11 protein-coding genes and 2 pseudogenes are annotated in these 15,337 nt (G+C 58.9%); 5 read left to right on the forward strand and 8 right to left on the reverse strand.

The annotated features are described in order from the left end of the window. Positions 1-36: 36 nt before the first annotated feature. Positions 37-870, reverse strand: coding sequence for a transporter substrate-binding domain-containing protein (locus tag P3T24_RS31385; protein WP_074263629.1), 834 nt, complete (start codon positions 868-870; stop codon positions 37-39). Positions 871-1,269: 399 nt separating this feature from the next. Here P3T24_RS31385 and zwf (P3T24_RS31390) point away from each other — a divergent pair, with 399 nt between their 5' ends. Next, on the forward strand, positions 1,270-2,733 hold the full coding sequence (zwf, locus tag P3T24_RS31390) for a glucose-6-phosphate dehydrogenase (protein ID WP_217272799.1): 1,464 nt from the start codon (positions 1,270-1,272) through the stop codon (positions 2,731-2,733). A gap of 83 nt (positions 2,734-2,816) precedes the next feature. Here zwf (P3T24_RS31390) and P3T24_RS31395 read toward each other — a convergent pair whose 3' ends face one another. From P3T24_RS31395 to P3T24_RS31405, 3 genes and pseudogenes are all read right to left on the reverse strand, one after another. Beyond that, entirely contained in the window at positions 2,817-3,167 is a 351-nt protein-coding gene (locus P3T24_RS31395) for a BON domain-containing protein (RefSeq protein WP_074263627.1), read from the reverse strand. Positions 3,168-3,231: 64 nt separating this feature from the next. Then, complete coding sequence (locus tag P3T24_RS31400) at positions 3,232-4,347, reverse strand: porin (protein ID WP_074263626.1); 1,116 nt, start codon at positions 4,345-4,347, stop codon at positions 3,232-3,234. Positions 4,348-5,380: 1,033 nt separating this feature from the next. Next, positions 5,381-5,776 (reverse strand): annotated as a pseudogene (locus P3T24_RS31405) (IS3 family transposase); the annotation flags it as partial. 44 nt (positions 5,777-5,820) lie between these two features. Between P3T24_RS31405 and P3T24_RS31410 the strand changes: the two are divergent. The 3 genes and pseudogenes from P3T24_RS31410 to P3T24_RS31420 all read left to right on the forward strand — a co-directional run. Beyond that, positions 5,821-6,060 (forward strand): annotated as a pseudogene (locus tag P3T24_RS31410) (6-phosphogluconolactonase); the annotation flags it as partial. Then, positions 6,038-8,014 (forward strand): bifunctional transcriptional regulator/glucokinase, encoded by a 1,977-nt coding sequence (locus tag P3T24_RS31415; protein WP_429440599.1) that lies wholly within the window; start codon positions 6,038-6,040, stop codon positions 8,012-8,014. The pseudogene P3T24_RS31410 and the gene P3T24_RS31415, both read left to right, overlap by 23 nt. A 278-nt stretch (positions 8,015-8,292) precedes the next feature. Continuing rightward, positions 8,293-8,553, forward strand: coding sequence for a hypothetical protein (locus P3T24_RS31420; RefSeq protein ID WP_074263623.1), 261 nt, complete (start codon positions 8,293-8,295; stop codon positions 8,551-8,553). A gap of 209 nt (positions 8,554-8,762) precedes the next feature. Here the strand turns inward: P3T24_RS31420 and P3T24_RS31425 are convergent, their stop codons facing one another. The 4 genes from P3T24_RS31425 to P3T24_RS31440 form a co-directional block, all read right to left on the reverse strand. Further along, on the reverse strand, positions 8,763-9,881 hold the full coding sequence (locus tag P3T24_RS31425; RefSeq protein ID WP_429440601.1) for an ABC transporter ATP-binding protein: 1,119 nt from the start codon (positions 9,879-9,881) through the stop codon (positions 8,763-8,765). 116 nt (positions 9,882-9,997) lie between these two features. Further along, entirely contained in the window at positions 9,998-10,855 is an 858-nt protein-coding gene (locus tag P3T24_RS31430; protein ID WP_143787468.1) for a carbohydrate ABC transporter permease, read from the reverse strand. Then, on the reverse strand, positions 10,845-11,786 hold the full coding sequence (locus tag P3T24_RS31435) for a carbohydrate ABC transporter permease (protein WP_429409217.1): 942 nt from the start codon (positions 11,784-11,786) through the stop codon (positions 10,845-10,847). Before P3T24_RS31435 ends, P3T24_RS31430 begins: the two co-directional genes overlap by 11 nt. A gap of 159 nt (positions 11,787-11,945) precedes the next feature. Beyond that, positions 11,946-13,193 carry an ABC transporter substrate-binding protein gene (locus tag P3T24_RS31440; RefSeq protein WP_074263619.1) on the reverse strand — a complete coding sequence of 416 codons (1,248 nt, stop codon included), beginning with the start codon at positions 13,191-13,193 and terminating at the stop codon, positions 11,946-11,948. A 507-nt stretch (positions 13,194-13,700) separates the two neighbouring features. Between P3T24_RS31440 and zwf (P3T24_RS31445) the strand changes: the two genes are divergently transcribed. Then, positions 13,701-15,161, forward strand: coding sequence for a glucose-6-phosphate dehydrogenase (gene zwf, locus P3T24_RS31445; RefSeq protein ID WP_074263618.1), 1,461 nt, complete (start codon positions 13,701-13,703; stop codon positions 15,159-15,161). The last annotated feature ends 176 nt before the right edge of the window (positions 15,162-15,337 follow it).

Below are 15,337 nucleotides of genomic sequence, written 5' to 3' on the forward strand. Positions count from 1 at the left end.
GAGACGACGTTGAGCCGACGTGGAGCACGCGCGGATTCAATACTGCGGATTCAGCGGGAAGCGCGGATCTGTGCCGAACCACTTCTTGTAAAGCTGCGCGTTCAGCTTGGAGGCGTTGGTGTTGAACAGGAACAGGTTCAGATAATCGAGCCAGACCTGATCTCCCTGCTTGACGCCGAACGCGTTGTATTCGAGCGGCACCAATGCTTCGTTGGTCACGGTCAGATCCGGATCGAGCGTTGCCTGATACGCGAGGAAGTTGTTGTCCTCGATCATGGCGTCGGCCTGGCCTTGCTTGACCGCCAGGATCGCGGCCTCCGAGCTGTCGAACTCCTGAATCTTGACCTGCATGTTCAACGAGCGCACTTCATCACCGTTCGTCGAGCCTTTGACGGTGGCAATCGTGCGATTCGACATATCGGCAATGGACTTGATGCCGCTGCTTTTCTTCACCAGCAGCGCTTCGCTCGCCACCACATACGGGTTCGTAAAGGAGATTTCCTTGGCGCGCTCGAGGTTGCGGGTGAAGTTGCAGAACACCACGTCGACCTTGCTCGTTTGCAGATTCGGAATGCGATTGGCACTCGTCGTATTCACGACTTCGAGCTTGACGCCCATCTGCTTGGCCAGTTCTTTCGCGAGGTCAACGTCGTAACCGTCGGGCTGGCCGTCCTTGTTGTAGAAGCCGAATGGTGCAAAGGTCAAACAGTCGCCTACGCGCAGGGTGCCGCGCTGCAGAACCTGCTTGAGCGCCGAATCGGCCGCGCCGCCCTGATCTGACTGGGCGATTTTCGTGCAGCCGGCGAACACCATCAGACCGGCCACTGCGAGCAAACACGCGACTCTTGCGCTTTCCCTGACGATTCTCATTTTTCAATCCCGATCTGAAGTGAGAAGTCCACGCATGGACGGAAACGGCGATCAGCCTCGCCTTCGCGGCGCGCCCCAATCGAGGAGCTCAAAGGCAATCGCACGCCAGAATTCATTTGTCTGGTATATCGGATAACAGTCCGACACAGCAGATGGACAGAAGTGTTTCACGGGAAAAAAATCGTTGCAATGGGGTATACGCCAGCCTGACTTCACTGTGCCTCGCGGCTACGGAATGCTCGAAGCGCGAAAGCCTCGCGCGTTTTTGGCGAATCCGCCCGTGCCCGGGCGGCTCTTTTAACTTTTCGCCGCGTAGAATTGCTTGCTGAAATCCAGCGGGGCTTCGCCCTGGCGCATCGCCCTTCCGTTTGACGTCGCTAACCAACAAGGATCAGCACGATGGCGAAGATCTCCCCAGGAGTGGGTCCGCGGTTTCCCCAAGTAGTCGTCCTCTTCGGCGCCACCGGCGATCTGGCGCGACGCAAGCTCTTGCCCGGTTTGTTCCATCTGGCGAGTGCGGGCTTCATTCCCGGCTGCCGGGTGATTGCGGTCGCGCTCGATGACATCACGCTGGATGACTTTCGCCGTATTGCACGGGAAGCGCTCGAAGAGTTTTCCAGTCGCCCGATCGTCGAGGCGGAATGGGAGACCTTTTCCGCGCATCTCGACTATCTGTCGCTGGCCGCAGGTGCCGAGGCGCTCAAGGTCGCGGTTGAACGCGCCGAACAAAGCCTCGAAGCTCAATGCCAGCGGCTGCACTATCTGAGCGTGCCGCCAAACGCGGCTTTGTCCGCAGTGGGGATGCTCAAGGACGCGGGACTGGTCGAGCGTTCCCGGATCATTATGGAAAAGCCGTTTGGGACCGATCTGGCAAGCTCGGTGTCGTTGAATGCCAGGCTGCACGAAGTGTTCGAAGAAGAGCAGATCTTCCGCATCGACCACTTCCTGGGGAAAGAGCCGGCGCAAAACATCCTCGCGTTCCGCTTTGCGAATGGGCTATTCGAACCTATCTGGAATCGCAACTTTATCGACCACGTGCAGATCGACGTGCCCGAGACGCTCGGGCTCGGCAAGCGCGCAGGGTTCTATGAGCAGACCGGGGCGTTTCGCGACATGGTGGTCACGCATCTGTTCCAGATCCTCGCGTTCATGGCGATGGAGCCTCCGACCTCGCTCGAACCAGCGCCGATCAGCGAGGAAAAGAACAAGGTGTTTCGCAGTATGTTGCCGATTCAACCCTCCGATGTCGTGCGAGGGCAATACACCGGGTATCGGGCCGAGGAAGGTGTTAGTCCTGAGTCGGAGACGGAGACATTCATTGCGTTGAAGTGCTCTATCGACAATTGGCGTTGGGCCGGTGTGCCGTTCTATCTCCGTACCGGGAAGCGGCTTGCTGAAGGACAACGAATCATTTCCATCGCATTTCGCGAACCGCCCAAGAGCATGTTTCCCGCCGGGTCTGGTGTCGGTTCCCAGGGACCGGATCATTTGACGTTCGACCTGGCGGATGCGTCGAAGATGTCGCTGTCGTTCTATGGCAAGCGGCCGGGTCCCGGGATGCGGCTGGACAAGCTGAGCCTGCAGTTTGCCATGCGTGACACGGGGATGATTGGCGACGTGCTTGAGGCGTACGAGCGGCTGATTCTTGATGCCATGCGAGGCGACCGTACGCTGTTCACAACCGCTGAGGGCATCGAGCGCTTGTGGCAAGTGTCGACCGCGTTGCTGGAATCTCCACCGCCTGTCCGGTTCTATTCACCGGGGTCGTGGGGGCCGAACGCTATTCATCAGCTCGTCGCGCCGCGGGCGTGGCGACTACCGTTCGAACGGGCCTGGCGGGATCCGAACAAGTTGGGGAGTTGAAGCGAACGCAGTCTTTGCACACGTCCGAATTGAAACGGGCACAACCCTCTGGCATGCAGGGTTGTGCCCGGTTTCAGGCAGGCTTACTGTTCGCGGACCTGCAGTGCGTTGGTCACCGACGTCACGCCCGCCACGCCTTGAGCGGTTTGCGTAGCAATGTCGCTTTGCCCTTGATCGGACACCCGACCTTCTAACGTCACGACACCGCCGCGTGCACGGACCGTGATGTTTTCAGCGGTCAAGCCCTTCGCCTTGGCCAGTGCCTTAAGCACCTTGCGTTGCAGAGCCCGGTTGGAAGCCCTGGTCGCCTTGGCGCTCGGGGCAGCTGACATGGCGGGCGCCGCCGTCGCATCGCTGCTTTGCGCATAGGCGTTGAGCGAGGCCATTACGATGAGCGCGCCGCTGATGGCCTTGATCACCTGGAATGCTTTCATTTAGCTTCTCCTTTTATCATGATTCGTCGTGATTCCTCTCGGGTCTTATATTGACACGGGTCAATCAGAATGAGTGTTCAATACCGGCGTACACGCCGCTCTGGCTGTGACCTGGGAGCGGGTTATCCGAATTGCCCGGGAGGTTGGCTTCAAGGCTGAAGTCAGCGTTGTTGCTGTTACGCACGGTAGCCACCTGGACGTCAAGCAACGTGCGCTTCGAGAGGTTGTACGAACCGCCGATGGTGTACATCGTGGCATTGCCCGCGCCGTTGTTCGCATTGACGTGGTACACGGCTGCAATCAGCTGTGCGGCCGGCGTAGCATGCCATGTCACACCGCCGTATTCCTGGTTTGCTGTCGTCGGAATGCCAGTCGGGGCGCCGCTCACCCCCGAGCTACGCAGGCCGTCATACATCGCGTTCAGCGTGAATGGTCCCAGGATCACGTTGCCGCCAGCCATATATTCGCGCGAAGAGCCCCACACGCCGTTGGTTGTGTCGCCAAGGCCGCCGTTCACATTGCGAACTTCGTCATACACAGCGCGGAGCTGGAGAAGACTGTTGTTGTACTTGAGCTCCACAGCGTCTGAACGGCCTTCATTGTTCAGTTGACCGCCGTTGCCCGTAGCGCCATCGTTAAAGTTCGTTGTGTTACCCAGTGAGTACTGGACGCGCGCAGCGAAGCCGCCGAAGGTTTGCGAGTCAAAATTGATGTTGTTGCTCGAAGCCTGCCAGTTGCGGCCACGCACAAGCGATGCCGACGACCACGACGACTGGGCGAACGGGTCATATGCCCACAGGTCCTCGCCATCGAGGGTCAGCTCGCGACCCAAGGTCAGGGTACCGACCTGGTTGTCCTGGATCCCAACCAATGCATAACGATTGAAGAGGTTGTTAGGGCCGCCGAGGGCGCCCGTCGCTGTGCTGAAAGAACCTTCCAGGTGGAACACCGCCGACAAGCCGCCACCCAGGTCTTCCACGCCCTTCATACCCCAGAGGCTGGTACCCCAGTCACCGCTTTCCAGTTTGACGCGAGACGTGGAACCCGTGCCAGTCGCACTAGGTATGCCGCTCATGTATTCAACGCCCGCATCAAGGCGGCCGAACAGCGTCACGCTGCTTTGAGCGTGGGCAATGACGCCAGCCGACATCAACGCAGCGGCGAGTAAAGCTTTTTTCATCGTCTCCTCCATACCTTATCAAAAAGAAAAAACAGGAAGTACTACTAATGGTGCTCGGGCACCGGAGGCGCCGAACAGACATCTCATACGAGGGAGACAGTCAGACGATCCTGGTGTGTTGTCCTGACCATAGCCTTGGGGGCCATCTTTGCGTCACGTGGATCTTGCGTCGACCGGTCTCCCCCCGGCGCGGCGTAGTCAAACTACTTTCAAATTACTTTCTTTTCGTACTTTGCCTACTGATTTGTCAAGAATACCTGAGACTCGGATAAAAAAATCGACGTCGGCCAGACTGGTGTGGCGAAATTGCCATATTGATCCGTGTAAGCGGATCGTCGAAAAGTGCCAGAACCTCATATAACAAGGGAATTAAAGTTCTCAGGGGCTAGCGACAAGGATTGTCACTATTGACACTCAAAATCGATGAGAGTAACGCTCACTCAGCAAGAGATTAATGCAGATAATGAAATTTCGATGGGAAATTTATTCAAACAATGGCAATAATGCACAGCTCAGTAAAATAACGTAACAAACAGGTAATATAAGTAATGCTCCACCCCACCAATCCTCATATCAGGGCTTCGCTATGCCGCGAAACACCTTTCGGGTCGCCATTTAATACGACTCGGCGAGTCCCGCGGGACGTCAATCGGGCTGGAGGCCTTATGCGTAAAGGACTTGATATTTTTCGGAGAAAGGCAGATGTAGTTCGCAAAACACGACGCTGTCGATTATTATCATTATAGATAAAAGTCTTTTGCTCAATATCATGATATTGACCATTTTCTGCAAAAATTCACATGACGATGAGCGGTTACGAGCGAACAAGTAAAACCATGCAACAGACCGCCAATATAAGCAGCGGTCAATTTGCTGTAGCATGCCCATTGATGCGCGTTATACGAACCTCAAATCACACCTCATCTTTGTGTGCCGCTCGTTCATGAACAGGGCAAAAGCAACACCCACATGCGCAAATTGAAATACAGAATTTCAGTTTAACCACGCCCGGTAATGGTGGAGGCTGATAGGTTTAAGTCGATATCGGTCCAGCGGAAAGATTGCCGAGTTGCAGGTCAGTAGTGTTTGCTTCAGCTTCTGCAGACGAGATATAGCCGAGCGGCTCCATCAGCCGAGGGTGGTCGAGCAAGGCCAACTATCCCGGCATCGCCAGTCCAACAGACTCACGTGTTTTTCACGGCGCACGACGATGAATCAGTTCCGCCTTCTACAGGCCGTTGATCGTTTCAGTCAGCGTGTTGTCGTAGCCGCCTTCCCGGCTGTCGACCGACAGCTCGATGCCTGCGTGGGCCGGCCGTTCGCTGTAGCTAATGTCGATGTACCAGGAACCGCTGTCGGAGCGATAGATCAGCGCTCCATCATTGCCCGCCCGGCGAGCGTGCCGCGCCGGTTCAGCTACATCCAGAACGATTTGCTCGACCTTTTCATTGCCCCATTTGCTGAGGAGTCCAAGCCTCCACCAAACTCGAGCGGTTCAGTTTCGTAGTTGCACGTCCCGGGTCAATGCCGCATGCGCGTGTAAGACAGTCGATGTCCGCGCTGAGGCAAATGGGTCGTCTATTTCTGTTGATTGCGGGACCGCGCAAGCTCGGCGTGCTGAAAACCGCCGCCGCTGCGCCATAAAAAAATGCCATCTCAATGCTGGCAAACGACAACGGAGTGAGACTCGATGCCTACTGGTGTGAGAAGTAATGCTGCCCCGGGTGCGGGCCAGCACGCTGACGGACCGAGGCTGCTAGCCGACATCGGCGGCACCGACGCGCGCTTTGCGCTGGAGACAGGGCCGGGAGAGATTTGTCAGGTGCGGATCTACCCCTGTGCCGACTATCGGGGCGTCGCCGAAGTCATCAGGAAATACCTCAAAGACTTGAGGATTGGCCGCGTAAGCCACGCGGCGATCGCGATTGCGAATCCCGTCGACGGCGACCATGTCAGCATGACCAATCACGAATGGACCTTTTCGATTGAAGCGACACGGCGCGAGCTGGGCTTCGACACCATGCTGGTGGTCAACGACTTCGCGGCGCTGGCGATGGCATTGCCAGGCCTGACCGACACGCAACGCGTGCAGGTGGGCGGCGGCGCACGCCGCCCGAACAGCGTGATCGGACTGCTGACCCCCGGCACGGATCTCGGCGTCTGTGGCCTGATTCCCACTGCCGACCGCTGGATAGCACTCGGCAGCGAAGGCGGCCACACCACCTTCGCACCGGTTGATGAGCGCGAAGATCTGGTGCTGCAATATGCGCGCATGCAGTGGTCACATGTGTCGTTTGAGCGCGTGTCGGCGGGGCCCGGCATCGAAGTCATTTACAGGGCGCTGGCAGCACGCGACAAGAAAGGCGTGCCCGCCAACTTCGACACCGCCAACGTGGTCAAGCTTGCGCTCGAGGGCGAACCGCTGGCGGCGGAATCGGTTAATGTGTTCTGCGGCATCCTCGGCACCTTCGCCGGCAACATGGCGGTGACGCTGGGCGCGCTGGGCGGCATCTACATTGGCGGCGGCGTGGTGCCGCGGCTGGGCAAATTCTTTGCGCGTTCGTCGTTCCGTGAGCGTTTCGAGGCGAAGGGCCGCTTCGAGGCGTATCTGCAGGACGTGCCGACTTACGTGATCACCGCTGAGTATTCGGCGTTCCTCGGAGTCTCGGCGATTCTGGCGGAACAGTTGTCGAATCGCCCGGGCGGAAATTCGACGGCGGTGTTCGAACGCATCCGCCAGATGCGGGACGCGTTGACGTCCGCAGAGCGGCGCGTGGCGGATCTGGCGTTGAATCATCCACGTTCGATCATCAACGACCCGATCGTCGACATCGCACGCAAGGCCGACGTGGGCCCGTCGACGGTAATCCGTTTCTGCCGCTCGCTAGGCTGGCCGAGATTGTCCGATTTCAAGCTGAAGCTGGCGACCGGAGTGACCGCAACGATTCCTGTGAGTCACAGCCAGGTGCATCTGGGCGACACCGTGACGGACTTTGGCGCGAAGGTACTGGACAACACGATCTCGTCGATTCTGCAGTTGCGTGAGCATTTGAACTTCGAGCATGTCGAGCGGGCAATCGAACTGTTGAGCGGTGCGCGCCGGATCGAGTTCTACGGGCTCGGCAACTCGAACATCATCGCGCAGGATGCGCACTACAAGTTCTTCCGGTTTGGCATTCCTACGATTGCTTATGGCGATCCGTACATGCAGGCGGCGTCCGCGGCGCTGCTTGGGAAGGACGACGTGATTGTTGCCGTGTCGAAGTCAGGGCGTGAGCCAGAGTTGCTACGAGTGCTGGAGGCCGCGATGCAGGCCGGAGCGCAGGTGATTGCCATTACGTCAAGCAATACGCCGTTGGCCAGGCGCGCTACCGTGGCGCTGGAGAAGGATCATATTGAGGTTCGTGAGTCGCAGCTCTCCATGGTTTCGCGAATCTTGCATCTCGTGATGATTGATATTCTTGCGGTTGGGGTGGCTATCCGGCGCGCTGTACCTGGCGAGGATGTGGCCGAGACGTTCTCCAAGGTGCGCGGTAGCGCGGATGATGATGCCATTGCAGCGCTCGATTGGCTCAGTCATGGAGCGGCTGTTTGCGCCAAGGATTCCCGCATGAAGTCGGTCCGGCAGAATGGCGTGAAGCCAGACGTGCGGCTGGAACGGGCGTGAATTAGGGAGCGCTGGGCGAACCCCATGAAGAACTGATCAAGACTCTTTCACTTTACGGCATACATTGGTGTGCCCTGCGAAGGACCGATTGCGCCCCATTGAAACGCCCGTCCGCGAACGCTCCCAAGATTGTTGTCCCTCGAAGAATAGTAAATTCGGGTTATCAACATAAAATTCCAATAGTACGGGTATACACTCCGTTCGACTGTGCTGCGACGCGAAGTTCTGGTTCCTTCCGCAGCTTCTCCCGAACGCCGAAAATCTATTGGAGGTATCTCATGAACACCAAACTTATCGCCGCTGTCCTGATCGCGGCTTCGACCGCCATCGCCGCCCCTGCTTTCGCGGGCGGCACCGGCCCTGCCGGCCCGGTTGGTTACGACTGGGGCGCTACGCCGCAAGGTCAGCAGGTACAAAAAGCCTGGGCTCAACGGGCTGAGCGTCAAGCCGCCCAGCGCAATGCGAACGCGGCTTACGGCGGCAGCGACAGCACGGGATCGCAATCGGGCGCACCGTCGTCCGCTGGCGAAGCTCACTGATCGCAAGCGGAGTCCCTGCCTTGCACCTGTTGGCCAAATCCGGCTGCGGCGTGTGATTGCGGTGGAGAATCCCAACTGCCTCATGTGAGTGGATCAGCGTCGATCGCATCTTTCGAAAGCGGACACTCGCAGCAGTCGCAAAAAGGCCCCATACGTCTTCCGACGCATGGGGCCTTTCTCTTCTTCGCTAAACCTACCGCGAAAAACCCTTACGCAATCCGCTCTTCATTAGCCGGATCAAACAGCACTGCCTTGGAAACATCAAACAGCAGCGTCATGTTGCTAAGCGGTTGCGGATTCGAAGCCGGATGCACGCGGCTCACCACGCGCTTACCGTTGACCTGAGCAAACACCAAAGTGTCGGGCCCGGTAGGCTCGATCACATCGACCTTGACCTCGATCGGCTGCAACTGCGCATCTTCGACATTATGCGCACTGCGAGCATCCGTAATCCGCTCAGGCCGCAGACCCAGGATAACTTCCTTGCCGACGTGCGCCTTAACCTTGGCCGACGTGAACGGCAGATTCAGCACGCTACGCTTGATGCCGGTATCAATCTCAACGCCCACGCCCGATCCTTGCTCAACCAGCTTGCCCTGGATGAAGTTCATCGGCGGCGCGCCAATAAACCCGGCTACGAAGAGGTTGGAAGGCGAATCGTAGATGTCCTGCGGTGCGCCAAACTGCTGCACCACCCCGTCTTTCATGACCGCGATCCGATCGCCCAGCGTCATAGCTTCGATCTGATCGTGCGTCACATAAACGATGGTCGTCCCAAGACGCTGATGCAGCAGCTTGATTTCCGAGCGCATCTCAATCCGCAGCTTGGCATCCAGATTGGACAGCGGCTCATCGAACAGGAACATCACCGGGTCGCGCGCCAGCGCACGTCCCATCGCCACACGCTGCCGCTGACCACCGGAGAGTTGCCCCGGCTTCCGGTCCAGCAAATGCTGAATCTGCAGCATGCTGGAAACCCGATCGACAATCTGCGCCTGCTCCGTCTTGGGCACCTTGCGGATACCCAGGCCGAACGAAATATTTTCACGCACCGTCATCGACGGATACAGTGCATACGACTGAAACACCATCGCGATGTCGCGATCCTTCGGCGACAGGTTGTTCACCGTCTTGCCGTCGATCTGAATATCGCCCTTCGTCACGGTCTCGAGACCGGCGATCATGTTGAGCAGCGTCGACTTACCGCAGCCCGAGCCGCCCACCAGGATCAGGAACTGGCCATCTTCGATGTCGATGTTGACACCCTTCAGGACCGGCACCCCATTCGGGTAGGTCTTGTACACGTCACGGATGGAAAGACTTGCCATGCTGTGAATCCTCTTGTCTCTGGTACAGCTTCAGCTGCGTCACACTCAGGCGGCGCAGGCCGGATGCCGGTTCGCACCGCAGCCGCCAGGTAGCGCGCTGCGGCAATCGTTTTGGGTTAGCCCTTCACTGCGCCTGCCGTCAGGCCACGCACGAAGTATCGGCCGGCGATGATGTAGACGAGCAACGTAGGCAGTGCGGCAATAATGGCGCCTGCCATGTCGACGTTGTATTCCTTCACACCGGTCGACGTATTGACGAGATTGTTCAGCGCCACCGTGATCGGCATCGAATCGACACCCGAGAACACGATACCGAACAGGAAGTCATTCCAGATCTGCGTGAATTGCCAGATCAGGCAGACCATGAAAATCGGCAACGAAACCGGCAGCAGAATCTTCGAGAAGATCAGGAAGAAGCCTGCCCCGTCGATACGCGCCGCTTTCACGAGTTCCGCCGGAATGCTGACGTAGAAGTTGCGGAAGAACATCGTCGTGAACGCAATCCCGTACACCACGTGCACCAGCACCAGTCCGCCCACCGTGTTCGACAGGCCCATGAAGCCTTCGAAACGCGCCATCGGCAACAGGATGGCCTGGAACGGAATGAAGCAGCCCACCAGCAGCATCGTGAACAGGATGTCCGCGCCACGGAAGCGCCAGTGCGTCAGCACGTAACCGTTGAAGGCACCGATGATCGACGAAATCAGCACGGCCGGAATCACCATGCGCACCGAGTTCATGAAGAACGGTTCCATACCGTCGCAACGCACACCGGTACATGCCTGGCTCCACGCCTTGATCCACGGCGCGAAAGTCGGATGCGACGGCGGCGTCAGCAGGTTGCCGGTGCGCAGCTGATCGATGTCCTTGAACGACGTGGACAGCATCACGTAAAGCGGAAACAGGAAGTACAACGCAAACAGAATCAGCGCCGCATAAATGACGGCACGGCTGATCGTCATCTTAGGCTGCATTACGCGTGCTCCTCGATTCCATATACATCAGCGGCACGAGCACGGCCACGACGGTCGCGAGCATCATCATCGACGATGCAGCGCCGACGCCCAGTTGCCCGCGGTTAAACGAAAACGTGTACATGAACATCGCCGGCAGCGACGACGAGGTACCCGGGCCACCCGCCGTCAATGCGACGACGAGGTCGAAGGTCTTGATCGTGATGTGGCAGAGAATCAGCAGCACCGAGAAAAACACCGGGCGCATGCTCGGAATCACGATCTTGCGGTAGATGGTGGGCAGCGTCGCGCCATCCACCTGTGCGGCCTTGAAAATTTCCGCATCCACGCCGCGCAGGCCGGCGAGGAACAGCGCCATCACGAAGCCGGTGGACTGCCAGACGGCCGCGATCACGATACAGAAAATCGCGCGGTCCGGATTGTCGAGCCAGTCGAACTGGAAGCTCGTCCAACCCCAGTCGTGAAACACCTTTTGCATGCCAAGATTGGGGTTGAGAATCCATTGCCATGCCGTGCCGGTCACGATGAACGACAGCGCCATCGGATACAGGAACACGGCGCGCAATGCACCTTCGTTACGGATGCGCTGATCCAGCAGGATCGCAAGGAACAGCCCGAGCGCAACGCAGATCGCAATGAACGGAATGCCGAACCAGCCGAGGTTAGCGGCCGAAGTCCACCAGACGTCGTTATCGAACAACTCGCGATAACGGTCGAGGCCGACGAATTCGTAGCGCGGCATCAATCGCGAATTCGACAGCGACAGATAGCCGGTAATAAAAATGAAGCCGTAAACGAAGACCAGACTGATCACGATGCTGGGAGAAAGCACCAGCTTCGGAATCCAGCGGTCGGCGAGCGCCGCCATTGGCGACGTGCGGCGGGTCGCGGTGGCCGTGGCCTTTCCGTTTCCGCTAAGAGAAGCAGTCACTACTCGACTCCTGAAACTGTGCCGCCGGGAGCAGCGCGGCGAGCGCGCGACACTGGGCTGGCATAGGCTGTGACTCTGGGTACATCTTCATGCCCGGTGATGCCTGAAGCGAACGCCCGGTTGCGCGTGGAGTCGCAACCGGGCGCCCTGCTACGTTGCTTACTTCGTCTTCGCAGCCTTCGCGAGCGCTTCAACTGCGCTCTTCGAATCCTGGTCCGAGTTCATGAACTTCGTCACGACGTCGGTGATCGCGCCAGCCGTTGCATCCGGCTGAGCCATACCGTGCGCGAGCGACGGAACATAACCGCCGGCCTTGATCGCCGTTTGTTCATCCGCGTACGACTGCTTGCCGCAAGCGTCGAACTTGTCCATGTTCACGCCCAGACGGACCGGAATCGAACCCTTGTACAGGCTGAACTGCTCCTGGAATTCCGGGCTCATGATCGTCTTGGCGAGTGCCAGCTGACCAGCGGTTGCATCCTTCGCGCCCTTCTGTGCGAAGAACACGAACGAGTCGACGTTAAACGTGTAGCCCTTCGACGTGCCCGGCACCGGTGCGCAGATATAGTCCGTACCCGGCTGCTTGTTCGCGTTCGCGAACTCGCCCTTCGCCCAGTCGCCCATGAACTGCATGCCGGCCTTGCCGTTGATGACCATGGCCGTTGCGAGGTTCCAGTCACGGCCCGTACGGCCCGTGTCCATGTACGACTCGATCTTGCGGACCGTGTCGAACACGCCAACCATCTGCTGCGACGTCAGGGTCTTCTGGTCGAGGTCGACAATCGCCTTCTTGTAGAAGTCAGCGCCTTGCGACAGCACGACGTCTTCCCACAGCGTCAGGTCTTGCCACGGTTGACCGCCGGCAGCAACCGGCTGGATGCCGGCGGCCTTCAGCTTGTCAGCGAGGGCGAAGAATTCCGGCCACGTGGTAGGCGGCTTGGCGCCGACCTTGTCGAGTGCAGCCTTGTTGATCCAGATCCAGTTCACGCGGTGCACCGAGAACGGCGCTGCCACGTAGTGACCGTCTGCGTGCATGATCTTGTCGATCTGCGGCGGCAGGTTCTTCTTCCAGTCACCCGCGACCGAGTCGATCGGCACCAGCACGCCCTGCTCCGCCCATTCCTGGATCAGCGGACCCTTGATCTGCGCAGCGCTCGGCGCGTTGCCCGAGATCACCTGCGTCTTCAGTGCCGTCATGGCCGCCGCACCTGCGCCGCCCGCAACCGCGAAGTCCTTCCAGGTGTAGCCCTGCTTCTGCATGTCGTCTTTCAGCACGCCGACGGCTTTCGATTCGCCGCCTGACGTCCACCAGTGCAGCACTTCGATCGACTCGGCAGCTTGCGCTGCGGATACACCACACATCAGACCTGCGGCGCACAAAGCGCCCATGATCGCGCGAAATTTCATTGCTTATCTCCTCCAGACACCTGAACAAAAAACGAATGGCCCCTGACTCTCCAGGGCGCTGTGGTTGGTTCAAACAGGCAAAACACTGGGCGGCGATCGAGCCTCGGGCAGACGCATGCGCATGCATGTGCCGGCAAGCCGACGTTCGGCCGCTGGAAGCTCAGAAGATGAGTGGTTCGGGATGCAACTGACTGTCTCCTCTTTTGATTTTTGCCTGCCCGCGTCGCGCGCGGCAGACTCGAGGCACCTCACACGTTAACCCTGACACCCGCATGGCTGTTTGCCGCCCCGCGGCAGCCAACACATGCGAAAAGGCAATGTCCGTTAACATGCAGGGGACGCCAGCCGACTCGGGAAACGCGCATCTCGTCTGACCATGCCCGCTTTTTTCATCGATTTAGCGCTACCTCTTGATTTGGATTGTAGTTAAACTACAATTCAGTGTCAAAAAAAATTTTATCGGACTACGGTCGCTGCGGGCGGCCTTCAGGACATCGACGGAGACTCATGTTTACCGATTCAAGTTTCACCTTCGTGCTCTTCGGCGGAACCGGCGATCTGTCGATGCGCAAGATCCTTCCTGCACTGTATGAAGCACACCGTGCGGGAATGCTGGCGGAAAGCGGCAAGATCGTTGGGGTGACGCGTCATGTCGAAGATCGCGCAGGGTATATCGAGTGGGTCAACGAACACGTCAAGCCGTACGTCTCGCAAAACGGTCTCGATGAAGCAGCATGGGCTGGCTTCCTCGAGCGCATCCAGTATGTGAAGCTCGACCTGGGCAAAGCCGAAGACTTCGCGCTGCTGCGCGATGCAGTGAGCGAGTTGCCCGGTATCCGTGTGTTCTATCTCGCGACCGGGCCGTCGCTGTTCGTGCCTATCTGCCGTGCGCTCGCCGCGGTGGGCCTCAATACGAATTCGCGCATCGTGCTGGAAAAGCCGCTCGGTTACGACCTGAAGTCGTCCAACGCGATCAACGACGCAGTGGGCGAAATCTTCGCCGAAGAACAGATCTACCGCATCGACCACTATCTCGGCAAAGAGCCGGTGCAGAACCTGCTCGCGCTGCGCTTCGGCAATGCGCTCTTCGAACCGCTGTGGCGCCGCGAGTGGGTCGAGAGCATCCAGATCACAATCGCGGAAGAACTGGGCGTGGAAGCGCGCGGCGACTTCTACGACAATACCGGCGCACTGCGCGACATGGTGCAGAACCATTTGCTGCAGTTGCTCTCGATTGTGGCCATGGAGCCGCCCCACTCGATGGATTCGGACTCGGTGCGCGACGAAAAGCTGCGCGTGCTGCGGGCCTTGAAGCCCATCGATCAGCGCGACATCAGCAAGATCGCAGTGCGCGGCCAGTATCATGCGGGCGGCATCCGCGGCACCTCGGTGCCGGCGTATGCCACGGAACCGGGCGTCAAGGCGAACACCAACACCGAGACCTTTGTCGCGCTGAAGGTGGAAATCGAAAACTGGCGCTGGGCCGGCGTGCCCTTCTTCCTGCGCACCGGCAAGCGTTTGGCGGATCGCGTCGCCGAAATCGTGGTGAACTTCCGTGCAGTGCCGCATTCGGCGCTCGGACCGACAGCCCTGCGTCCGGGCGCGAACCGGCTGGTGATCCGCCTGCAACCGAACGAAACGATCCGTCTGTATTGCCTCGCCAAGCAGCCTGGCGAGGGCATGAACCTCGCCAGCGTTCACCTCGACCTCGCGTTCGACCAGTTCTTCCGCGAAGGACAGATGGAGGCTTATCAGCGTCTGTTGCTCGACGTGATCAACGGCCGGCTCGCGCTGTTTGTCCGGCGCGACGAACAGGAAGCCGCATGGCGCTGGGTCGAACCGATCCTGAACGAATGGGCAGCCGCTAACAAGCCGCCCAAGCCCTATGCAGCAGGCACGTGGGGGCCGGCGGCCTCGAGCGCGATGCTGGCGCAGCACGGCACCTGCTGGCTCGAAGAAGAAAACTGATCTGCGGTGACGCAGCGCATCTGAAAAGCCGCGCCGCGTGCACCGTATGCGATATACCGATCGACTGAACGGGGTGGCGCCGTAACAGCGGCAACGGCAGCGTAAGGAACCGGTCCCTTAGGCAGCAGTTGTCCAGCGTGACGGCATATTCCGCAGACCCGACAAAAAAGCAGTAC

The sequence above is a fragment of the Paraburkholderia sp. GAS33 genome, assembly GCF_050436645.1.
Taxonomy (GTDB): domain Bacteria; phylum Pseudomonadota; class Gammaproteobacteria; order Burkholderiales; family Burkholderiaceae; genus Paraburkholderia; species Paraburkholderia phenazinium_B.